This is a genomic window from Micromonospora sp. CNZ280 (assembly GCF_011759515.1).
In genome coordinates this window covers 1649739-1663684 of sequence record NZ_JAAOYP010000001.1, presented here as the reverse complement: position 1 = coordinate 1663684, position 13946 = coordinate 1649739, and the positions used below count along the sequence as shown (strand labels likewise).

General features: G+C 73.9%; 15 protein-coding genes. 8 read left to right on the top strand and 7 right to left on the bottom strand.

Annotation, left to right across the window (positions count from 1 at the left end):
• The first annotated feature begins 79 nt into the window (after positions 1-79).
• Positions 80-643, top strand: coding sequence for a hypothetical protein (locus FHX32_RS07915; RefSeq protein WP_167182385.1), 564 nt, complete (start codon positions 80-82; stop codon positions 641-643).
• A 4-nt stretch (positions 644-647) separates the two neighbouring features.
• Here the strand turns inward: FHX32_RS07915 and FHX32_RS07910 are convergent, their stop codons facing one another.
• From FHX32_RS07910 to FHX32_RS07880, 7 genes are all read right to left on the bottom strand, one after another.
• A complete protein-coding gene (locus FHX32_RS07910; protein ID WP_167180113.1) occupies positions 648-1244 on the bottom strand; it encodes a hypothetical protein in 597 nt (198 codons plus the stop codon).
• Between the two features lie 13 nt (positions 1245-1257).
• Positions 1258-2427: a M23 family metallopeptidase gene (locus tag FHX32_RS07905; protein WP_167180112.1), complete on the bottom strand. Its 1170-nt coding sequence runs from the start codon at positions 2425-2427 to the stop codon at positions 1258-1260.
• Between the two features lie 76 nt (positions 2428-2503).
• Positions 2504-3061 (bottom strand): hypothetical protein, encoded by a 558-nt coding sequence (locus FHX32_RS07900; protein ID WP_167180111.1) that lies wholly within the window; start codon positions 3059-3061, stop codon positions 2504-2506.
• Positions 3058-4995 (bottom strand): MraY family glycosyltransferase, encoded by a 1938-nt coding sequence (locus FHX32_RS07895; RefSeq protein WP_167180110.1) that lies wholly within the window; start codon positions 4993-4995, stop codon positions 3058-3060. Before FHX32_RS07895 ends, FHX32_RS07900 begins: the two co-directional genes overlap by 4 nt.
• Before the next feature lies 1 nt (position 4996).
• On the bottom strand, positions 4997-8230 hold the full coding sequence (locus FHX32_RS07890) for an ATP-binding protein (RefSeq protein WP_167180109.1): 3234 nt from the start codon (positions 8228-8230) through the stop codon (positions 4997-4999).
• Between the two features lie 34 nt (positions 8231-8264).
• A complete protein-coding gene (locus tag FHX32_RS07885; protein WP_088996417.1) occupies positions 8265-8627 on the bottom strand; it encodes a hypothetical protein in 363 nt (120 codons plus the stop codon).
• Between the two features lie 13 nt (positions 8628-8640).
• Positions 8641-8955, bottom strand: a complete 315-nt coding sequence (locus FHX32_RS07880) for a hypothetical protein (protein WP_088996416.1) — start codon at positions 8953-8955, stop codon at positions 8641-8643.
• 357 nt (positions 8956-9312) lie between these two features.
• Here FHX32_RS07880 and folP point away from each other — a divergent pair, with 357 nt between their 5' ends.
• The 7 genes from folP (at position 9313) to FHX32_RS07845 (ending at position 13943) form a co-directional block, all read left to right on the top strand.
• Positions 9313-10188, top strand: coding sequence for a dihydropteroate synthase (folP, locus tag FHX32_RS07875; protein ID WP_167180108.1), 876 nt, complete (start codon positions 9313-9315; stop codon positions 10186-10188).
• Entirely contained in the window at positions 10185-10550 is a 366-nt protein-coding gene (folB, locus tag FHX32_RS07870; protein ID WP_167180107.1) for a dihydroneopterin aldolase, read from the top strand. Before folP ends, folB begins: the two co-directional genes overlap by 4 nt.
• Complete coding sequence (gene folK, locus FHX32_RS07865; protein ID WP_167180106.1) at positions 10547-11074, top strand: 2-amino-4-hydroxy-6-hydroxymethyldihydropteridine diphosphokinase; 528 nt, start codon at positions 10547-10549, stop codon at positions 11072-11074. The genes folB and folK overlap by 4 nt, the downstream gene beginning before the upstream one ends.
• A gap of 76 nt (positions 11075-11150) precedes the next feature.
• Entirely contained in the window at positions 11151-11693 is a 543-nt protein-coding gene (locus FHX32_RS07860; protein WP_167180105.1) for a DUF3180 domain-containing protein, read from the top strand.
• A gap of 117 nt (positions 11694-11810) precedes the next feature.
• Positions 11811-13025, top strand: a complete 1215-nt coding sequence (locus FHX32_RS07855) for an ABC transporter permease (RefSeq protein WP_167180104.1) — start codon at positions 11811-11813, stop codon at positions 13023-13025.
• 66 nt (positions 13026-13091) lie between these two features.
• Entirely contained in the window at positions 13092-13406 is a 315-nt protein-coding gene (locus FHX32_RS07850; protein WP_167180103.1) for a hypothetical protein, read from the top strand.
• Between the two features lie 42 nt (positions 13407-13448).
• On the top strand, positions 13449-13943 hold the full coding sequence (locus FHX32_RS07845; protein WP_167180102.1) for a hypothetical protein: 495 nt from the start codon (positions 13449-13451) through the stop codon (positions 13941-13943).
• Positions 13944-13946 lie beyond the last annotated feature (3 nt).

The following is a 13946-nucleotide window of genomic DNA, read 5'->3' as shown; positions in this document are numbered from 1 at the left end:
GGAGGGGTCCGTCACGATCCGCTGGATCTGGGGCATTGGGTCAGGAGCGCCCAGCGGCTAGCCTCAGAGGGTGGAATCAGTGCAGCCCCCCGCCGGTTCCCAGGTCTCCCGCGTACCGGCGCAGCGGACGCCACCCGACCAGTTGGCGCCGCCCCCGGCCACCCCGGCGCCGGAGCGTCCACGGCGGCGGCTGCGCACCGTGCTCACCGTGGTCGGGGGGGTGCTCGCCCTGCTCTGTGTCGCCAGTGTGGTGGCCGGGGTCGTGCTGTACAACCGGGCGGCCACCCCCGACCGGAGCGCACCGGACGTCGTGGTGGACAACTATCTCCGGGCCTATCTCGTGGACCGAAACGACGCCCGCGCCGACCTTTTTACCTGCGACGGTGATGCCGATCTCGGCGCGGTCACGACCCTGCGCACGGAGATAGAACAACGCGAGGCGAAGTTCGATGTGGTGGTGCGAGTCTCCTGGGGGCCGCTGGGCAGGTCTCTGACGGCTGAGGGCGAATCCGTCACCACAACCTTGACAATTTCCGGCTCCGCCGACGGTGTGCAGCGCAGCAGCCGCCGTGAGGACTGGTCCTTCGACGTGGTTGAGACGCAGTCGGGGTGGCGGGTCTGTGGCGGCCGCAAGGTCGGCTGAGCCGTTACTCGATCCATAGCAGGTGGACCGGGACCTCCAGCGTTGTCGGTGACTGGCCGCGCCAGGCCCAGCGGTACCACTCCACCTCCGAGGTCACCCGGACGCAGATGTCGCCGTCGGCGCCGGAGTAGGTCTCGGTGACCGCCCGCAGGTCGCGATGTTCCACGCCGCCGACCACGTGCACGACCCGGCGGCCGGTGACCGAGTCCGCCTCGACGACCGGGGTCGGCGGGCGGTGCGTCGGGGTGTCCAGCGAGACGAGTCGGATCCCGCCCTCCTGCCGCCCCGCCCCCGGCCGGGTGCCCACGGTCTCCACCCAGACCCGCTCCACCGGCATCAGCGGGGCGAAGACCTCGACCTGGTCGGCCTCCGCGCGGTACCACTCGTGCTCCGGGATGACCGGCACGTACGTCCGGCTGCCCTGCACCACGCGCTCGTCGGCGCGCAGGTCGGCGCGCCAGCCCAGCCCGGGCAGGCCGACCAGCACGCGCCGGCCCCGCAGTTCGACCCGGCCGGTGGCCGGCACGATCTCGATCGGCCGCGGCGGTGCCGGCGCCCAGTCCGGCTGGTCCGCGAACGGGTCGGGCAGCGGGTCCTTCATGACACCGAGCGTCTCATCCCTGGTGCTTGAGGGGCGCGCCCCGGGAGCGCATGAACGGCACCGGGTCGATCGCGCTGCGGCTGCTCCGGTCGCCGTCGGTGTGCACCTCGAAGTGCAGGTGCGGGCCGGAGGAGTTGCCGCTGCTGCCCACCTCGCCGATCACCTCACCGGCCTGGACCGTCTGACCGACCCGCACCCGGGGCTTGGACACCATGTGGCAGTACCGGGTGACCATGCCACCGGCGTGCAGGACGTCGACGAACCAGCCGCAGCCGCCCTTGCCCGGCCAGCCGTCCACGTCGCAGCTGAGCCGGCCGCCGTTGTCCGGGTCGCAGCGTGACACCAGTACCCGGCCGCTGGCCGCGACGTGGATCGGCGTCCCCTTGCGGGCGGCGATGTCGACCCCGTTGTGGCCGGGCCGGCTCGCGGTCCGGAAGCCGGACCCGACCCCACCCGGGATCGGGGCCGTCCACCCGGACGCGGCGATCTCCGCACCGGAGGCCGCGTCGCACACCTGCTCGCCGCCGATCTCCGCCGTCCGGGCCGCGCCGCCGGCCAGGGCGTCCACGATCCGGGCGGCCAGCGCCTCGTGCTTGGCGTACGCGTCCGGGAACGCGCTGCGCTGCACCTTCTGCGCCGCTTCCGTCAGCGGCATCCGCTGCCACCCGGGCACCTTGAGCAACTCCTCGTAGAACCTGCGGGCGGCGTACTCGGGGGTCATCCGCTGCGCGACGCTGCCCCAGTTGGCCCGCTGCTGGAACAGGCCGACGGAGTCGTGGTCGGCGCCGACGCCCTCGTTGGGCAGGTCGCGCGACTGCGCGACGGTCCGGTTGGCCAGGTTCCGCAGTCCGGACTCCTGCATGGCGGTCGCCACTGCGATCACCCAGCCGCGCGGCGGCACCTTCATCTCCTGCCCCACCTTGATGATCCGCGCGGCGTTACGGAGCTGGCTCTCGCCGTACTCGGACATGCGAGGCATGTTCCCGGTCGCGTTGACCTGGAAGTCGTCCGTGCACTCCTGGCCGGCGAGGGTCATCTGCTCGCCGGCGTCGCCGCCGAGTTCGGTGAGGAAGAAGGCGGCGGTTCCGCCGGTGCAGCAGAGCAGGGCCAGGAGTCCGGTGAGGAAGCCGGCCAGGGTGCCGATCCGGAGCCGTCGCCGGGGCGGGCGGGTCTCGTCGCTCATGTCGGCACTCCGCTGCGCTCCGTGCCGCCAGGAGGCACCACCGCACTGAGCCTGATGATTCGCTCGCTCCGCTCGCTCATGCCTGCTCCCAGTCCACCGCGTCGACCAGCCACTCCCCGTCGGGGGCCACCAGCTCCAGCCGGAGCCGCCCGGTGTCCATCGGCACCAGGGCCTCGACGAAGGTCGCGGTGCGCGGCCGGAGCGTGACCGCACCGGCCACCTGCTCGGCCGGCACACCCGCGGGCTCGGCGCCGGCGAGCTTCTCGGTCAGCGCCGGGGTCGAGAGCGGCCGCAGACCCTGGTGCCACTGGTCGGCGGTCACGCCCGGCCCGCCCAGCCAGGCGGTGACGAAGCGGTCGGCCGTCTGCTCCGGCGTGCGGGCGCCCGGACGGGTCACCGGGGAGGCTGGTGGGCCGGTGGCGATGGCTCCGTCGTCACCCTCGTCCGGGTCGACGGTGGTGACCGGCTGGCTGGGCCGGTTGCTCAGGCCGGTCGTCGGGTCGCCGGGGCCGGCGACCAGCCGGGCCGCGCCGATGATCCCGAACACCACCATGGCGATCACCAGCGCGACTCCCAGCCGGGACCGCAGGGCCCGGGTGACCAGGAACTCCAGCGCCCGCCGCACCGCACTCACCGGGCCTCGGAGCGGATCCGCGGAGCGGGCCGGTCGGGCGCACGGTCGGTCGTGCCCGGACGGTAGATGACGTAGGACGGGCTCTCCTCCGGCACGTCCGGCTCGGTCCAGGTCGCCGCTGCCCGGCGGCGGGGCCGGGTCGTGGCCGGCCGGTCGCCACCTTCCCGCTCCTCCGGGACGCTCGCCCCGCCCGCCGGGTCCCGGCCGTCGGGGCGTTGCCGGTCCCCGCCAGCACCGCCGGCGGCGTGCGCCGGATCCTCGTGCCGTGCCTCGGGGCGCAGGCGGGTCTGCTCGGCGACGACGGGGCGCCGGCGGCCCATCGTCGGCTCGGCGGTGCCACCCGGCTCCGCCACGTCCAGCCGGGCGGCGGTCCGCATGTCCCGGAAGAAACGCCGGTGCCAGGAGCCGGCCGAGCTGACCGCCTCGCTGCTGTCCTTGCCGCCGAGCTGGGTGATCCGGCGGTACGGGCGGAGCAGCAGCCAGCCGACCACGCCGCAGAGCCAGACCAGCACCACCTGGAGCCAACCGGGCAGGGTGGTGGTGCTCATGATGAGGTCGACCGCGAAGAGGTAGATGGCGGCCCCGGTGCCGAAGATGGCGATGTTGAAGACCGCGGCGACCACCGCGTTCGCCAGCCGGCGCAGCCCCGCGCTGGCCGGCCGCAGCAGGCCGACCGTGCCCAGGATCGGTGCCGCGATCACCGCCCACCGGAAGATCAGGAAGCCGAGCAGGACCAGCACCGACGCGGTCAGGTCGAACATCGCGAACAGCAGCGAGGCGAGGACGGCGATGAAGCCGGCACCGACCCGGTCCATGTCCCGCACACCCTGGAGGTACTCGTACGCCTCGGGGTCCTCCCGCTCGATCTGCGCGGCGACGGTCATCCACTGCTGCTTCTTGGCCTTGATCGTCGCCTCGCGCGTCTGCGGGTTGGCGCGGAGCTTCTCCGCTTCCTCCCAGGTGAGGGACTTGGCGTCGTAGAGCGCAGCACCATACTTACGGGCGGTCTCGCTGTCGGCGGAACCCAGGACGCCGCGTAGCCAGTTCCGATAGAGCATTGCTTCGGTCGCCGTGTCACTGGCTCGAACCGCCGGGGGACGGTTGTCCTTGCACGCTTCCGGGTTCGGGTCGTCGCACTGGCCGGGCGGTGTGTCCTTGGAGGCAGGGCCCACCGCGTCGTGGACCACGCCGAGGGTGGTGATGAGGGTGCCGTCGGCCACGTTCGCCGACTTGACCGGCCAGGCGGCCAGGGCGGTGACCGCGACCATCACCAGCAGCGCCCAGCCGGCCGTGGTCATGGCGTTGCTCATGTCCGACTGGCGAGAGCGCCAGAGCAGGTAGAGCCCGACCACACACAGGGTGACGATGCCGAAGACGCTGAACACCTTCTGGTAGACGGCCTTGGTGGCCTTCTCCACCAGCGGATCGGCCCAGCCCCACATCGAACGCGGATCCCAGGCCCGTTCGCGCAACGCGTTGGAAGCACCGACGATCGCTGTGGCGATCATGAACTCGCCGTTGGCGACGGTGTTGGTGAACTTGTACTCCGGGTGCAGGACGGTGGAGGCGCAGCCGCCGTCGACGCGATACGTCGTGTAGCTGTATCCGGCATAGCCGTATTCGCTGTAGAGACCTTTCGGTCCGGGCTGCTTGGCGGAGTCGGGGCGGGACGCGAACCAGCCGGCGAGGCCGGAGTCCGGCCCCGTGGGCGTCGGCGGGTTCCGGCACTCCAATTCCGACTCGGCCACCTGCTGGAGCTTGGCGACGCAGGCGCGGAAGTCGGCCTGCCACTCCGGTGTGGTGCACAGGTCGGCCGCGGCCTGAGCGGTGACGGCCGGGGCCGCCGACGCCGGTGTCGCCCCGACCGCCGGCCAGCCGATGGTGGCCCCGGCGAGGATGCCGAGTGCGAGGAGAAGCGCCCGGGCCCTCGCCATGTCACGCCTCCAGATCGGGCACGGTCGGCAGTACGCCGGTCGCGGCGGCGATCGCGGCGGGTGTGGTGTCGAGGTGGTCCAGCAGTCCCTCGACGTACGAGACGTCGACCCGGACCTTCTGTACCCGCCCGTCGACGTCGCGCATCACGAACTCCCGGAAGCCGAGCCGGCCGGCCGAGGTGGCGTCCGCGGTGGACAGCGAGGCGAGGGTGGCCTCGTAGCCGTCGTTGACCGGCACCCGGAGCAGGCGCAGCGCCTCGGAGGCGATCTCGGTGTCCTCGGCGATCCGCCCGACGAACACGGTGGAGACGAGGTTCTGCACGTCGAGGCCGAGGATGTCGCGCGGGTTCTGCGAGGCCACCAGGGCGGCGAGGTTCCACTTGCGGGAGTCCCGGGCGAGTCGGACCAGGAACGAACGCCCGGAGCGCCAGCCCTCCATGAAGTGCGCCTCGTCCAGGCCGACCAGCTTGCGGGACGACATCGACCCGCCGTAGCAGCGGCGGACGGCCAGCCGGTGCGCGGTGTGCAGCATCGGTAGGGCGAGCGCCTCCTCGGCCGACCAGTACTCCCGCTCGATCTTGAGGTCGGGCAGCCGGAGGCCGGCCATGGTGATCACGGTGAGCGCCGCGTCCGGGCCGAGCAGCCCCTCCGGTGGCTTGCCGAAGAAGAGCATGGCCAGCGGCATCTCGGCGGTGTCCAGCAGCAGGTTGGCCAGTTCCTTGCCGGCGTCGTCGTCCAACTGACTGAGCGTGGTGACCACGTCGTCCAGGGTGGAGGCCTCCTCCGCCGGCACCTGGCGTACGGCGTGCCGGAACAGGGTGGCGGTGGACGCCTCCCGGGCCACCTGCGGCGGCACCAGCATCATGCAGATGTCCTGCACGAGCATCCGTCGCTCGGCGCGGGCGTTGGAGACGGCGATCTCGAACTCCCGGTCGCCGGCAGCGCCGGGGCCGAACTCGCTACGCAGTGGAGTTGGGATGAGCGAGTACGGCGCCAGGGTGCCGTGCTCCGAGCCGGTCAGGTTGAGCACCCGCGAGTACGGGCCCAGCTCCGGCATCGCGCAGAGCCGGGCCAGCGGGCCGGACGGGTCGAGCAGGGTCACCTGCACGCCACGCCGGGCGGCCAGGTAGCCGAGCGCGCCGAGCAGGGTGGATTTGCCGCCGCCCGGTTCGGCCACGAAGACGGCGAGCCCGGAGCGCTCGCGGACCTCCATCGGGTAGTGCAGGTCGAGGAAGACCGGGCGGCGGCAGGTGCCGGCCGTCCGGCCGATCAGGTCGCCGCGCCGGTCGCCGACGGTCGACGCGGCCTGGGGCAGCGCGGCGGCGAGCAGGTTGACCGGCATCCGCCGGACGTAGCCGGTGTTGGCGATCGGCTCGCCGGGGATGAACTCCCGGGCCAGCCAGTCCTGGTTCTTCGGGTGCTGCAGCGAGATGCGCAGCTCGCGGGAGTAGAGCTGGACCAGTCGCCGGGCCCGCTCCAGGCACTCCTCGCGGGTACGGCCGCCGACCGCGATGCGGTGCCAGCCGTGCGCACGGGCCGAGTCGACCGGCAGCCCGGTGGTCATCTCGTCGCCGATCACCAGCGCCCGCTTGGCCAGCCGTTCCAGCTCGGGCGGGGCGTCGATGCCGTGCTCGGCGTAGTCGAGCTGCTGTGAGCGGATCATCCGCAGCCGGTGTTCGAGGTTGCGGAAGGAGTCGCCGGGACCGAGGATGTCGACCCGGGTGGAGAGCTCCATCGGCCAGGGCAGCCGCTCGTGGAAGTGCAGCCAGGGCTCGTGCCGCTCGGGGATCTCCAGCGGTTCCATCCGGCCCACCGCCAGCACCGCGACGTGCCGTTCCTCGCCGGTGACCCGGTTGACCAGCTTGACCGTCGAGCCGTACGGCGTGCGGTACCGCTCCACCTGCTCGGTGAGGGCCAGCAGGTCGCCGCGTTCCCACCGGCCGTCGGTGACCGGGGAGAGTGTGCCGGGCGGCGCCATGCAGAGCGCCACCGAGCGGTAGAGCAGCCACTCCAGCTCCTGCGGGGTGACCCGCCGCCCGCGCATGCCGAACGCCCCGAGCACCTCGTCGAACTGCTCGACGGTCCGGCCGAGCCGGCGGCGTTCGCCCTCGGCCACCCCCCGGCCGAAGGTGCGCAGCAGCCGCTCGGTGAGCGAGTCGCCGAGCGACCGCCGGGCGAAGGTGACCCCGAGGTAGGTCTGGCCCTCGGCGTGGTTGACCGAGAGCAGGTGCCGCTGCGCGGCCACCAGGTGGTCGCCCCAGCCCGGCGTGCCCGGCACGTCGGGCAGCGGTGCGGGGGTGTGCGCGTCGATGGTGCGGGCCCACTCGTCGGCCGGGAAGGGGCGGGTGGTGCGGCGCAGGTGCAGCCGGAAGCCGGCGAGGCCGGCGTACTGCTCGGAGATCGCCGAGAGCAGCGCCTCCCGCTCGGCGTCCGGCCGGAACGCCCAGCGCACCTCCGGCAGCCAGTACCAGGCGGTGACGGTGTTCGGGGTAAAGGTGAGGTGGCCGGCGATCTCGGTGATGGCCAGTTCCACGGCCGGATCCCGGTCGCCGAACTTGATCTTCGGCGGCTTGACCCGGACCGGCTTGGCCGGCTGCTTGCGCCGCTCGGGGGAGCGCTGCCGGGGCGGGGCGACATCTCGGCCGGCGGGCCGCTCGGGCAGTTGCTTCGCCGGCCGGCGGGTCGGGCGGTCGGGCAGTTCGGGCGGGTCGGTCGCACCGGCCCGCGCGCCACCCAGCTCCGCCGGGCGTACCACGGGCAGCCGGTCCCCGGGCTGCTGCGGCACCCGGGGGCGGGCCGGCCGGGCCGATGGCTGGTACGTCGCCGGGGGCTCAGCGACGGGCGCGGGTGGGGCGACCTCGGGTGGGGCGGGCGGCGGCGCGGCGGCCGGCTGCTGCGGGATCGCCGGCTGTTCCCGCTCGGGACCGCGGCGGGGCGGGGCCGGACGGGCCGCTCCCGGCTGGGCGCCGCCGAACAGGTCCAGGAAGGGTGAGTCGATGTCGGCGTTGTCGCTGGTGGGTGGTTTCGGAGCGGGCTCGGCGGCGGCCCGGCGCTGCACCGGGCGGGGCGCCTGGAAGACGCCCACCCCGCCGTGGCCCGGGGCGGGCACCAGCGCCGGATCGAGGACGGCCTCGTCCGACTCAGGGTCATCGGCGTAGTCGAACGATCGCGCACGGTTACCGTGCGGGGCGGCCGGACGCCCGGCCGGGGAACCCGGCGTGGAAGAGCGGCTCATGCGATCGCCTCACCCGCGTCGTACGACTGCCCGGTCATGCCAGTTCCTCCCGGATCCTGATCCGGCTGCCGACCAGGCGGGGATCGCGCTGCTCGGTGGCCGGCTCCCGGGTGCGCCGCCAGTCGGTGAGCGCGGTGCGGATCACCATCCGCGCCGGCCGGTCCGGGTCGACGTACCGGAAGACGAACGAGGTGGTCACGATGGCGAGTGCGATCTCCCAGGCTGGGAAGAGCTCCACCTTCAGCGTGAACAGCCAGTGGATGAACATGTAGAGGGGGACGAGCAGCATGAACAGCCCGTACTGGGCGTACGGGAGGTGGACCGGAAGGGTGTAGCCGGGCGGCCCGAGATAGACCAGGCGAGCCCGGTAGATGTCGTCGTCGGTGCGCAGCCGCATGTCGAGCCCGCGCCTATTCGAAGATCAGGTCGATCAGGTAGTCGCCGATGAAGAACAGTGTGGCCGCCCCGGCGATGAACGCCAGACCGACGATGGCGATGGCGGAGCTGGTCAGCACCTTGGAGATCTCGCCGCGGCTGGCCCGGCCGATGAAGATGACGCCCAGGACGGCGAGCAGGATCGGCGCGATCTTGCTGGCGAAGAAGGTGACGACACCCTCGGTGTCGATGCCCTTCGGCGCCGGCTCGGCGAGTGGAGTCGACGCCAGGGTGGAGAGCAGGTGGGCGGCGGTCGAGGACGCCGTCTCCATCAGCTCGATGGCGATCACTGGTACCTCCCCATGTCGCGGCCGGCGGCGCCGCGGCGGTGCAGTAGACGTGCCTGGGCGGGAACGGTGCTCACTGTGCGCAGCGTGCGGGACCCTGCGTTCGTTGCTCACCACGGAGAGTGGTGAGCTTTGGCCGGATATTTCCCGCTTCGGCCCTCCCTCCAGGCTTCGCCATCTCGATGCTGGGCAATTCCAAAGCGTACGGGCCGCCCTCCTTTGCGACAAGCCGCGAAGAGACTGCCCGATCCGACCCGAACAACCGATCGTACACCTGTTCCAATGCCCACGTCAGGGGTGTCGTACGGATGGCCTGCCGGGGCCTGCCCGGGCCGTCCGGCGGACCGGTACCGTCAAGCCGTGACCGATCTGGTACGGGCCCCGGCCCCGGTGGTGATGGGCGTCCTCAACGTCACGCCCGATTCCTTCTCCGACGGCGGACGGTACGCCGACCTGGACGCCGCCGTCGGACACGGCGTGCGGCTCCGCGCCGACGGCGCCCACCTGGTCGACGTCGGCGGCGAGTCGACCCGGCCCGGCGCCGACCGGGTGGACGCCGAGACCGAGGCGGCCCGGGTGCTCCCGGTGATCCGGGAGTTGGCCGCGGCGGGCGTGCCGACCAGCATCGACACCAGCCGGGCCCGGGTGGCCGAGGCGGCGCTCGCGGCCGGTGCGGCGGTGGTCAACGACGTCTCCGGCGGTCTCGCCGACCCGGACATGGCCCGGGTGGTCCGGGAGGCCGGCTGTCCCTGGGTGCTGATGCACTGGCGCGGCCACTCCCGGGGGATGCGGGAGCTGGCCAGCTACACCGACGTGGTCGCCGACGTCCGCGCCGAGCTGGGCCAGCGGGTCGACGAGGCGATGCGGGCCGGCGTCGCCGCCGACCGGATCGTGATCGACCCGGGGCTGGGCTTCGCCAAGACCGCCACCCACAACTGGGAACTCAGCGCCCGCCTGACCGAGCTGCTCGAACTCGGCTTCCCGCTGCTGTTCGGGTCGAGCCGGAAGTCGTACCTCGGTCGGCTGCTGGCCGGTCCGGACGGCACCCCGCGGCCGATCGACGGCCGGGAGGCGGCCACCATCGCCACCAGCGTGCTCGCGGTGGCGTCCGGCGCCTGGGGGGTCCGGGTGCACGACGTCCGGGGCACCGTGGACGCGCTGGCGGTCTGGCAGGCCACCGGCCGGCCCCGGCTCGCCGCCACCGCGCCGGTGCCGAGCGGAGGAGGGGACCGGTGACCGACCGGATCGAGCTGACCGGGCTGCGGGCGCACGGCCGGCACGGGGTGTACGACTTCGAGCGCGAGCAGGGCCAGGACTTCGTCGTCGACGCCGTGCTGGAGCTGGATCTGGCGCCGGCCGCCCGCTCCGACGAGGTGACCGACACCGTCCACTACGGCGAGCTGGCCGAGCGGCTGGTGGCGGTGGTGACCGGCGAGCCGGTCAACCTGATCGAGACGCTCGCCGACCGGCTGCTGGCGGTCTGCCTGGCCGATCCCCGGGTGGTCACCGCGACGGTCACCGTGCACAAGCCCGAGGCGCCGGTGCCGCACGCCTTCACCGACGTGGCCGTCACGATGACCCGGACGCGTGCCCGGTGACCCGGGCCGTGCTCTCGCTGGGCAGCAACCTCGGTGACCGGCTCGACCACCTGCGCTCGGCCGTCCGCGCGCTCGGCGACAGCGTGCTGGTGGTGTCCGGGGTGTACGAGACGCCACCGTGGGGCGACGCCGACCAGCCCGCGTACCTCAACGCGGTGCTGCTGGCCGCGGACCCGGCGGCGACCCCGCGGGACTGGCTGGAGCGGGCCCGCGCCGCCGAGCGGGCCGCCGGGCGCACCCGTGACCCGGCCCGCCGGTTCGGCCCGCGCACCCTCGACGTCGACGTCATCGCCGTCTGGACCGACGACGACGAGCCGGTGCTCAGCGACGATCCCGAACTCACCTTGCCGCACCCCCGGGCGCACCTGCGGGCGTTCGTGCTGCGACCGTGGATCGACATCCAGCCGTACGGCCGGCTGCCCGGCCACGGCTGGCTGACCGACCTGCTCACCACCGGGCCGGCTGCCGCCGACGCCCTGGATCTGCGTCCCCGGCCGGAACTGGCGATAGAGTCGACGGCATGAGCGAGCGCCAGCGAGCGAATCATCAGCTCGGCGCGGTGGTGCCGCATGGCGGCACGCAGCGAAGCGGAGTGCCGGCATGAGGCGGGCGCAGTCCCGACCGCCCGGCGGGCCGGGGCCCGGCCGGTCACGGATGGGTCCGACCCGGATCTCCACCCTGGTGGTGGCCGCCCTCGCCGCCGCGGCGGCGGCCTGGCTGCTGATCAGCGGCCTCTACTACAGCGGTCTGCCCCGGCTGCCCTGGCTGCCGGTGGTCACCCTGGCCGGGCTCGCCGTGCTGGAGGCGTACGCCGCGATCAACACCCGGGGGCGGATCGAGCGCCGCCCCGGCCGCGACCCGGTCAACCCGCTGATGGTCGCCCGGTTCGTGGTGCTGGCCAAGGCGTCCTCGCTGGCCGGCGCCATCTTCGCCGGCGGCTACGCCGGGCTGACCGGGTGGCTCTTCGTCGAGACCACCCGCGCGGCCAGCGAGGACCGGCCGGCCGCCGGCGCGGGGCTGCTCGCCTCGCTCGCCCTGGTCGCCGCGGCGCTCTGGCTGGAACGCTCCTGCCGGGTGCCCGAGCAGCAGGACGACGAGGACCGCGAACCCGGCGACCGGGACACCCGCCCCGGCCCGCGCTGATCGAGGGGTTACGCGGAACTCCCTGCGCAGGTACCGTGCCTGGCGACCGGAGAGCAACGGCCGCCCCGGTCCGCCCGCGCGTCGGACCTGGACGACCGGCCAGGGTGGGAGGCGTTGATGGGGTACGACGAACCGGGGCGCGACGGGTCGCTCGAGCCCTCGTCCGGGGTGCCGGCCGCCGTCCTGGAGAACGTCTTCGACGACCCCGCGCACGGCGAGCCCGGCCGGGACCGGCTCGCCGTGCACCTGGTCTGGGAGGCGCTGCTGCTGATCGCCGTGGGCGTGGTGGGTTACCTGCTGTGGCGGGAGAGCCCGGAGACGCTGCGCGGCGGCGGGCTGCGGTCGCTGCTGGTCGCCGCGGTCACCCTCGGCCTGCTGGCGCTGGCCGCCGGGCTGAGCCTGCGTACCGCCGTGGTCAACCTGGCCGTCGGCCCGGTGGCGGTGGCCGCCGCACTGCACGTGGCCGAGCAGGGCGACCGGGGCGTGCTGAGCGCCGTGGCTCCGGCCGCCGCGGTGGCCGCCCTCGGCGGGCTGGCGCTGGCGCTGGCCGTGGTGGTGCTGCACGTGCCGGCCTGGGCGGCGAGTCTCGCCGGCGCGGCCGGGGTGATCGTGTACATCGAGCAACGCTCCGCGCCGGTGCTGGTGCAGGGGGAGACCGACGCGAACAGCGGCGCAGCCCAGCTCTTCGCCGGGTTCGCCGCGGTCGCCGTGCTCGGCGGCCTGCTCGGGGCGGCCCGACCGGTTCGCCGCCTGGTCGGCCGGTTCCGTCCGGTCGCCGATCCGGCCCGCCGCCGGGGCGCGGTGGCCGCGTTCGTCGCCGCCGGGGCGCTGATCGGCTCCTCCGTGCTGGCCATGCTGGCCGGGGTGCTGGTGGCCGCCGGTGACGGCGGGCCGGTGGCGCCCACGCCCGGGCTGGACTGGACGGTGCTCGCGGTGGGCGCCGCACTGCTCGCCGGGACCAGCGGGTACGGCCGGCGCGGCGGCGTCTTCGGCACCCTGCTGGCGGTCTGCCTGGTGACCCTGGTGCTGACCTACGCGGAGGCCCGCGACTGGACGGTGAGCCGGTGGGCGGTCGGCGGGGCCGCGCTCGGCGTCGGGCTGGTGGTCACCCGGCTGGTCGAGGCGTACGGGCGGCCGGCGGCGGGCACCCCGACGGAGCCGTTACCGGGCGGGGACGGCCGGATCAGCACCGGCTGGACGGTGACCCGGTCGGATCCCGCCGACACCTGGCCGCCCACCCTGCCCACACAGCCCACCGAGAGCCCGGCCGACCCGTGGAGCTCCCCCCGGTGGGACACCGGACCCCGCCGGTGGGACGACGGCGGCCGGTGAGGCCCCGCCCACGGGGCTGCCGCGTCCACCGAGCCCCGGCTGATCTCGGCGGTTAGGCTCGGCGGCATGACCGACACACCATCGACCCCCGGGTCCGACCCGTCGTTCGCCGCGCTCGACGCGCTGTCCACTGAGGAGTTGCGCGAGCGCGCGTTCGAGGTCGCCCGGGACCGCCGGGACGTGGGGTTCTTCTGGTCGGTGCTGCGCCACCTGCCGAACGCGGACGAGGCCGCCGCGCTGGACGGGGCGCCGAACTCGATCGGGCCGATCATCGACGAGGCCAACGCGCTGTGGCGCGAGCTGACCGGCCACGGCTACCAGGAGTCGGAGCCACTGCTGCGGGCCGCCTTCATCGACTACCTGATGAAGCACCCGAAGTGACGCCGACGCCCGCCGAGCGGCCCGCCGGGAGCTGACCCGCCGATGGCCCTCACCAACCGACCGCGCCGCATCGGCCGCTACGGCACCGCGGCGGGCACCGGCGCGCTTGCCGCGTTCGTCCTGGTCGCGGTCTGCGGCAGTCCGGCGTACGTGGGCTGGGCGCAGGACCACACCGACCCGAACTCGGCGGGCGGCTGGTTCCTGCGGCTGCTCGGCTGGCCGGCCTGGCGCCTCTCCGGCGAGGACGGCGGACTGCTCGCCGGCAACCTGCGCGCGGTGCTGCTGGTGGTGCTCGCGGCGACCTTCCTCTACCTGCTGCCCGCCGCCCAGGTGGCCCGGGTGCACGGTTCGGTCAGCCAGTTCTTCTCCGGCTGGGCCGCGTACGTCCTGGCCGGCGGCCTGGCGTCGCTGCTCGCGGCGTTCCTCGGGCCGGACCCGACGCTGCTCGCCGCGCTCCAGTCCGCCGGCACCGGCGCCTCGTACGGCTTCCTCGCCGGTTGGATCGTGGGCACGGCCAGCCTGGGCGGACGCGCCTGAACC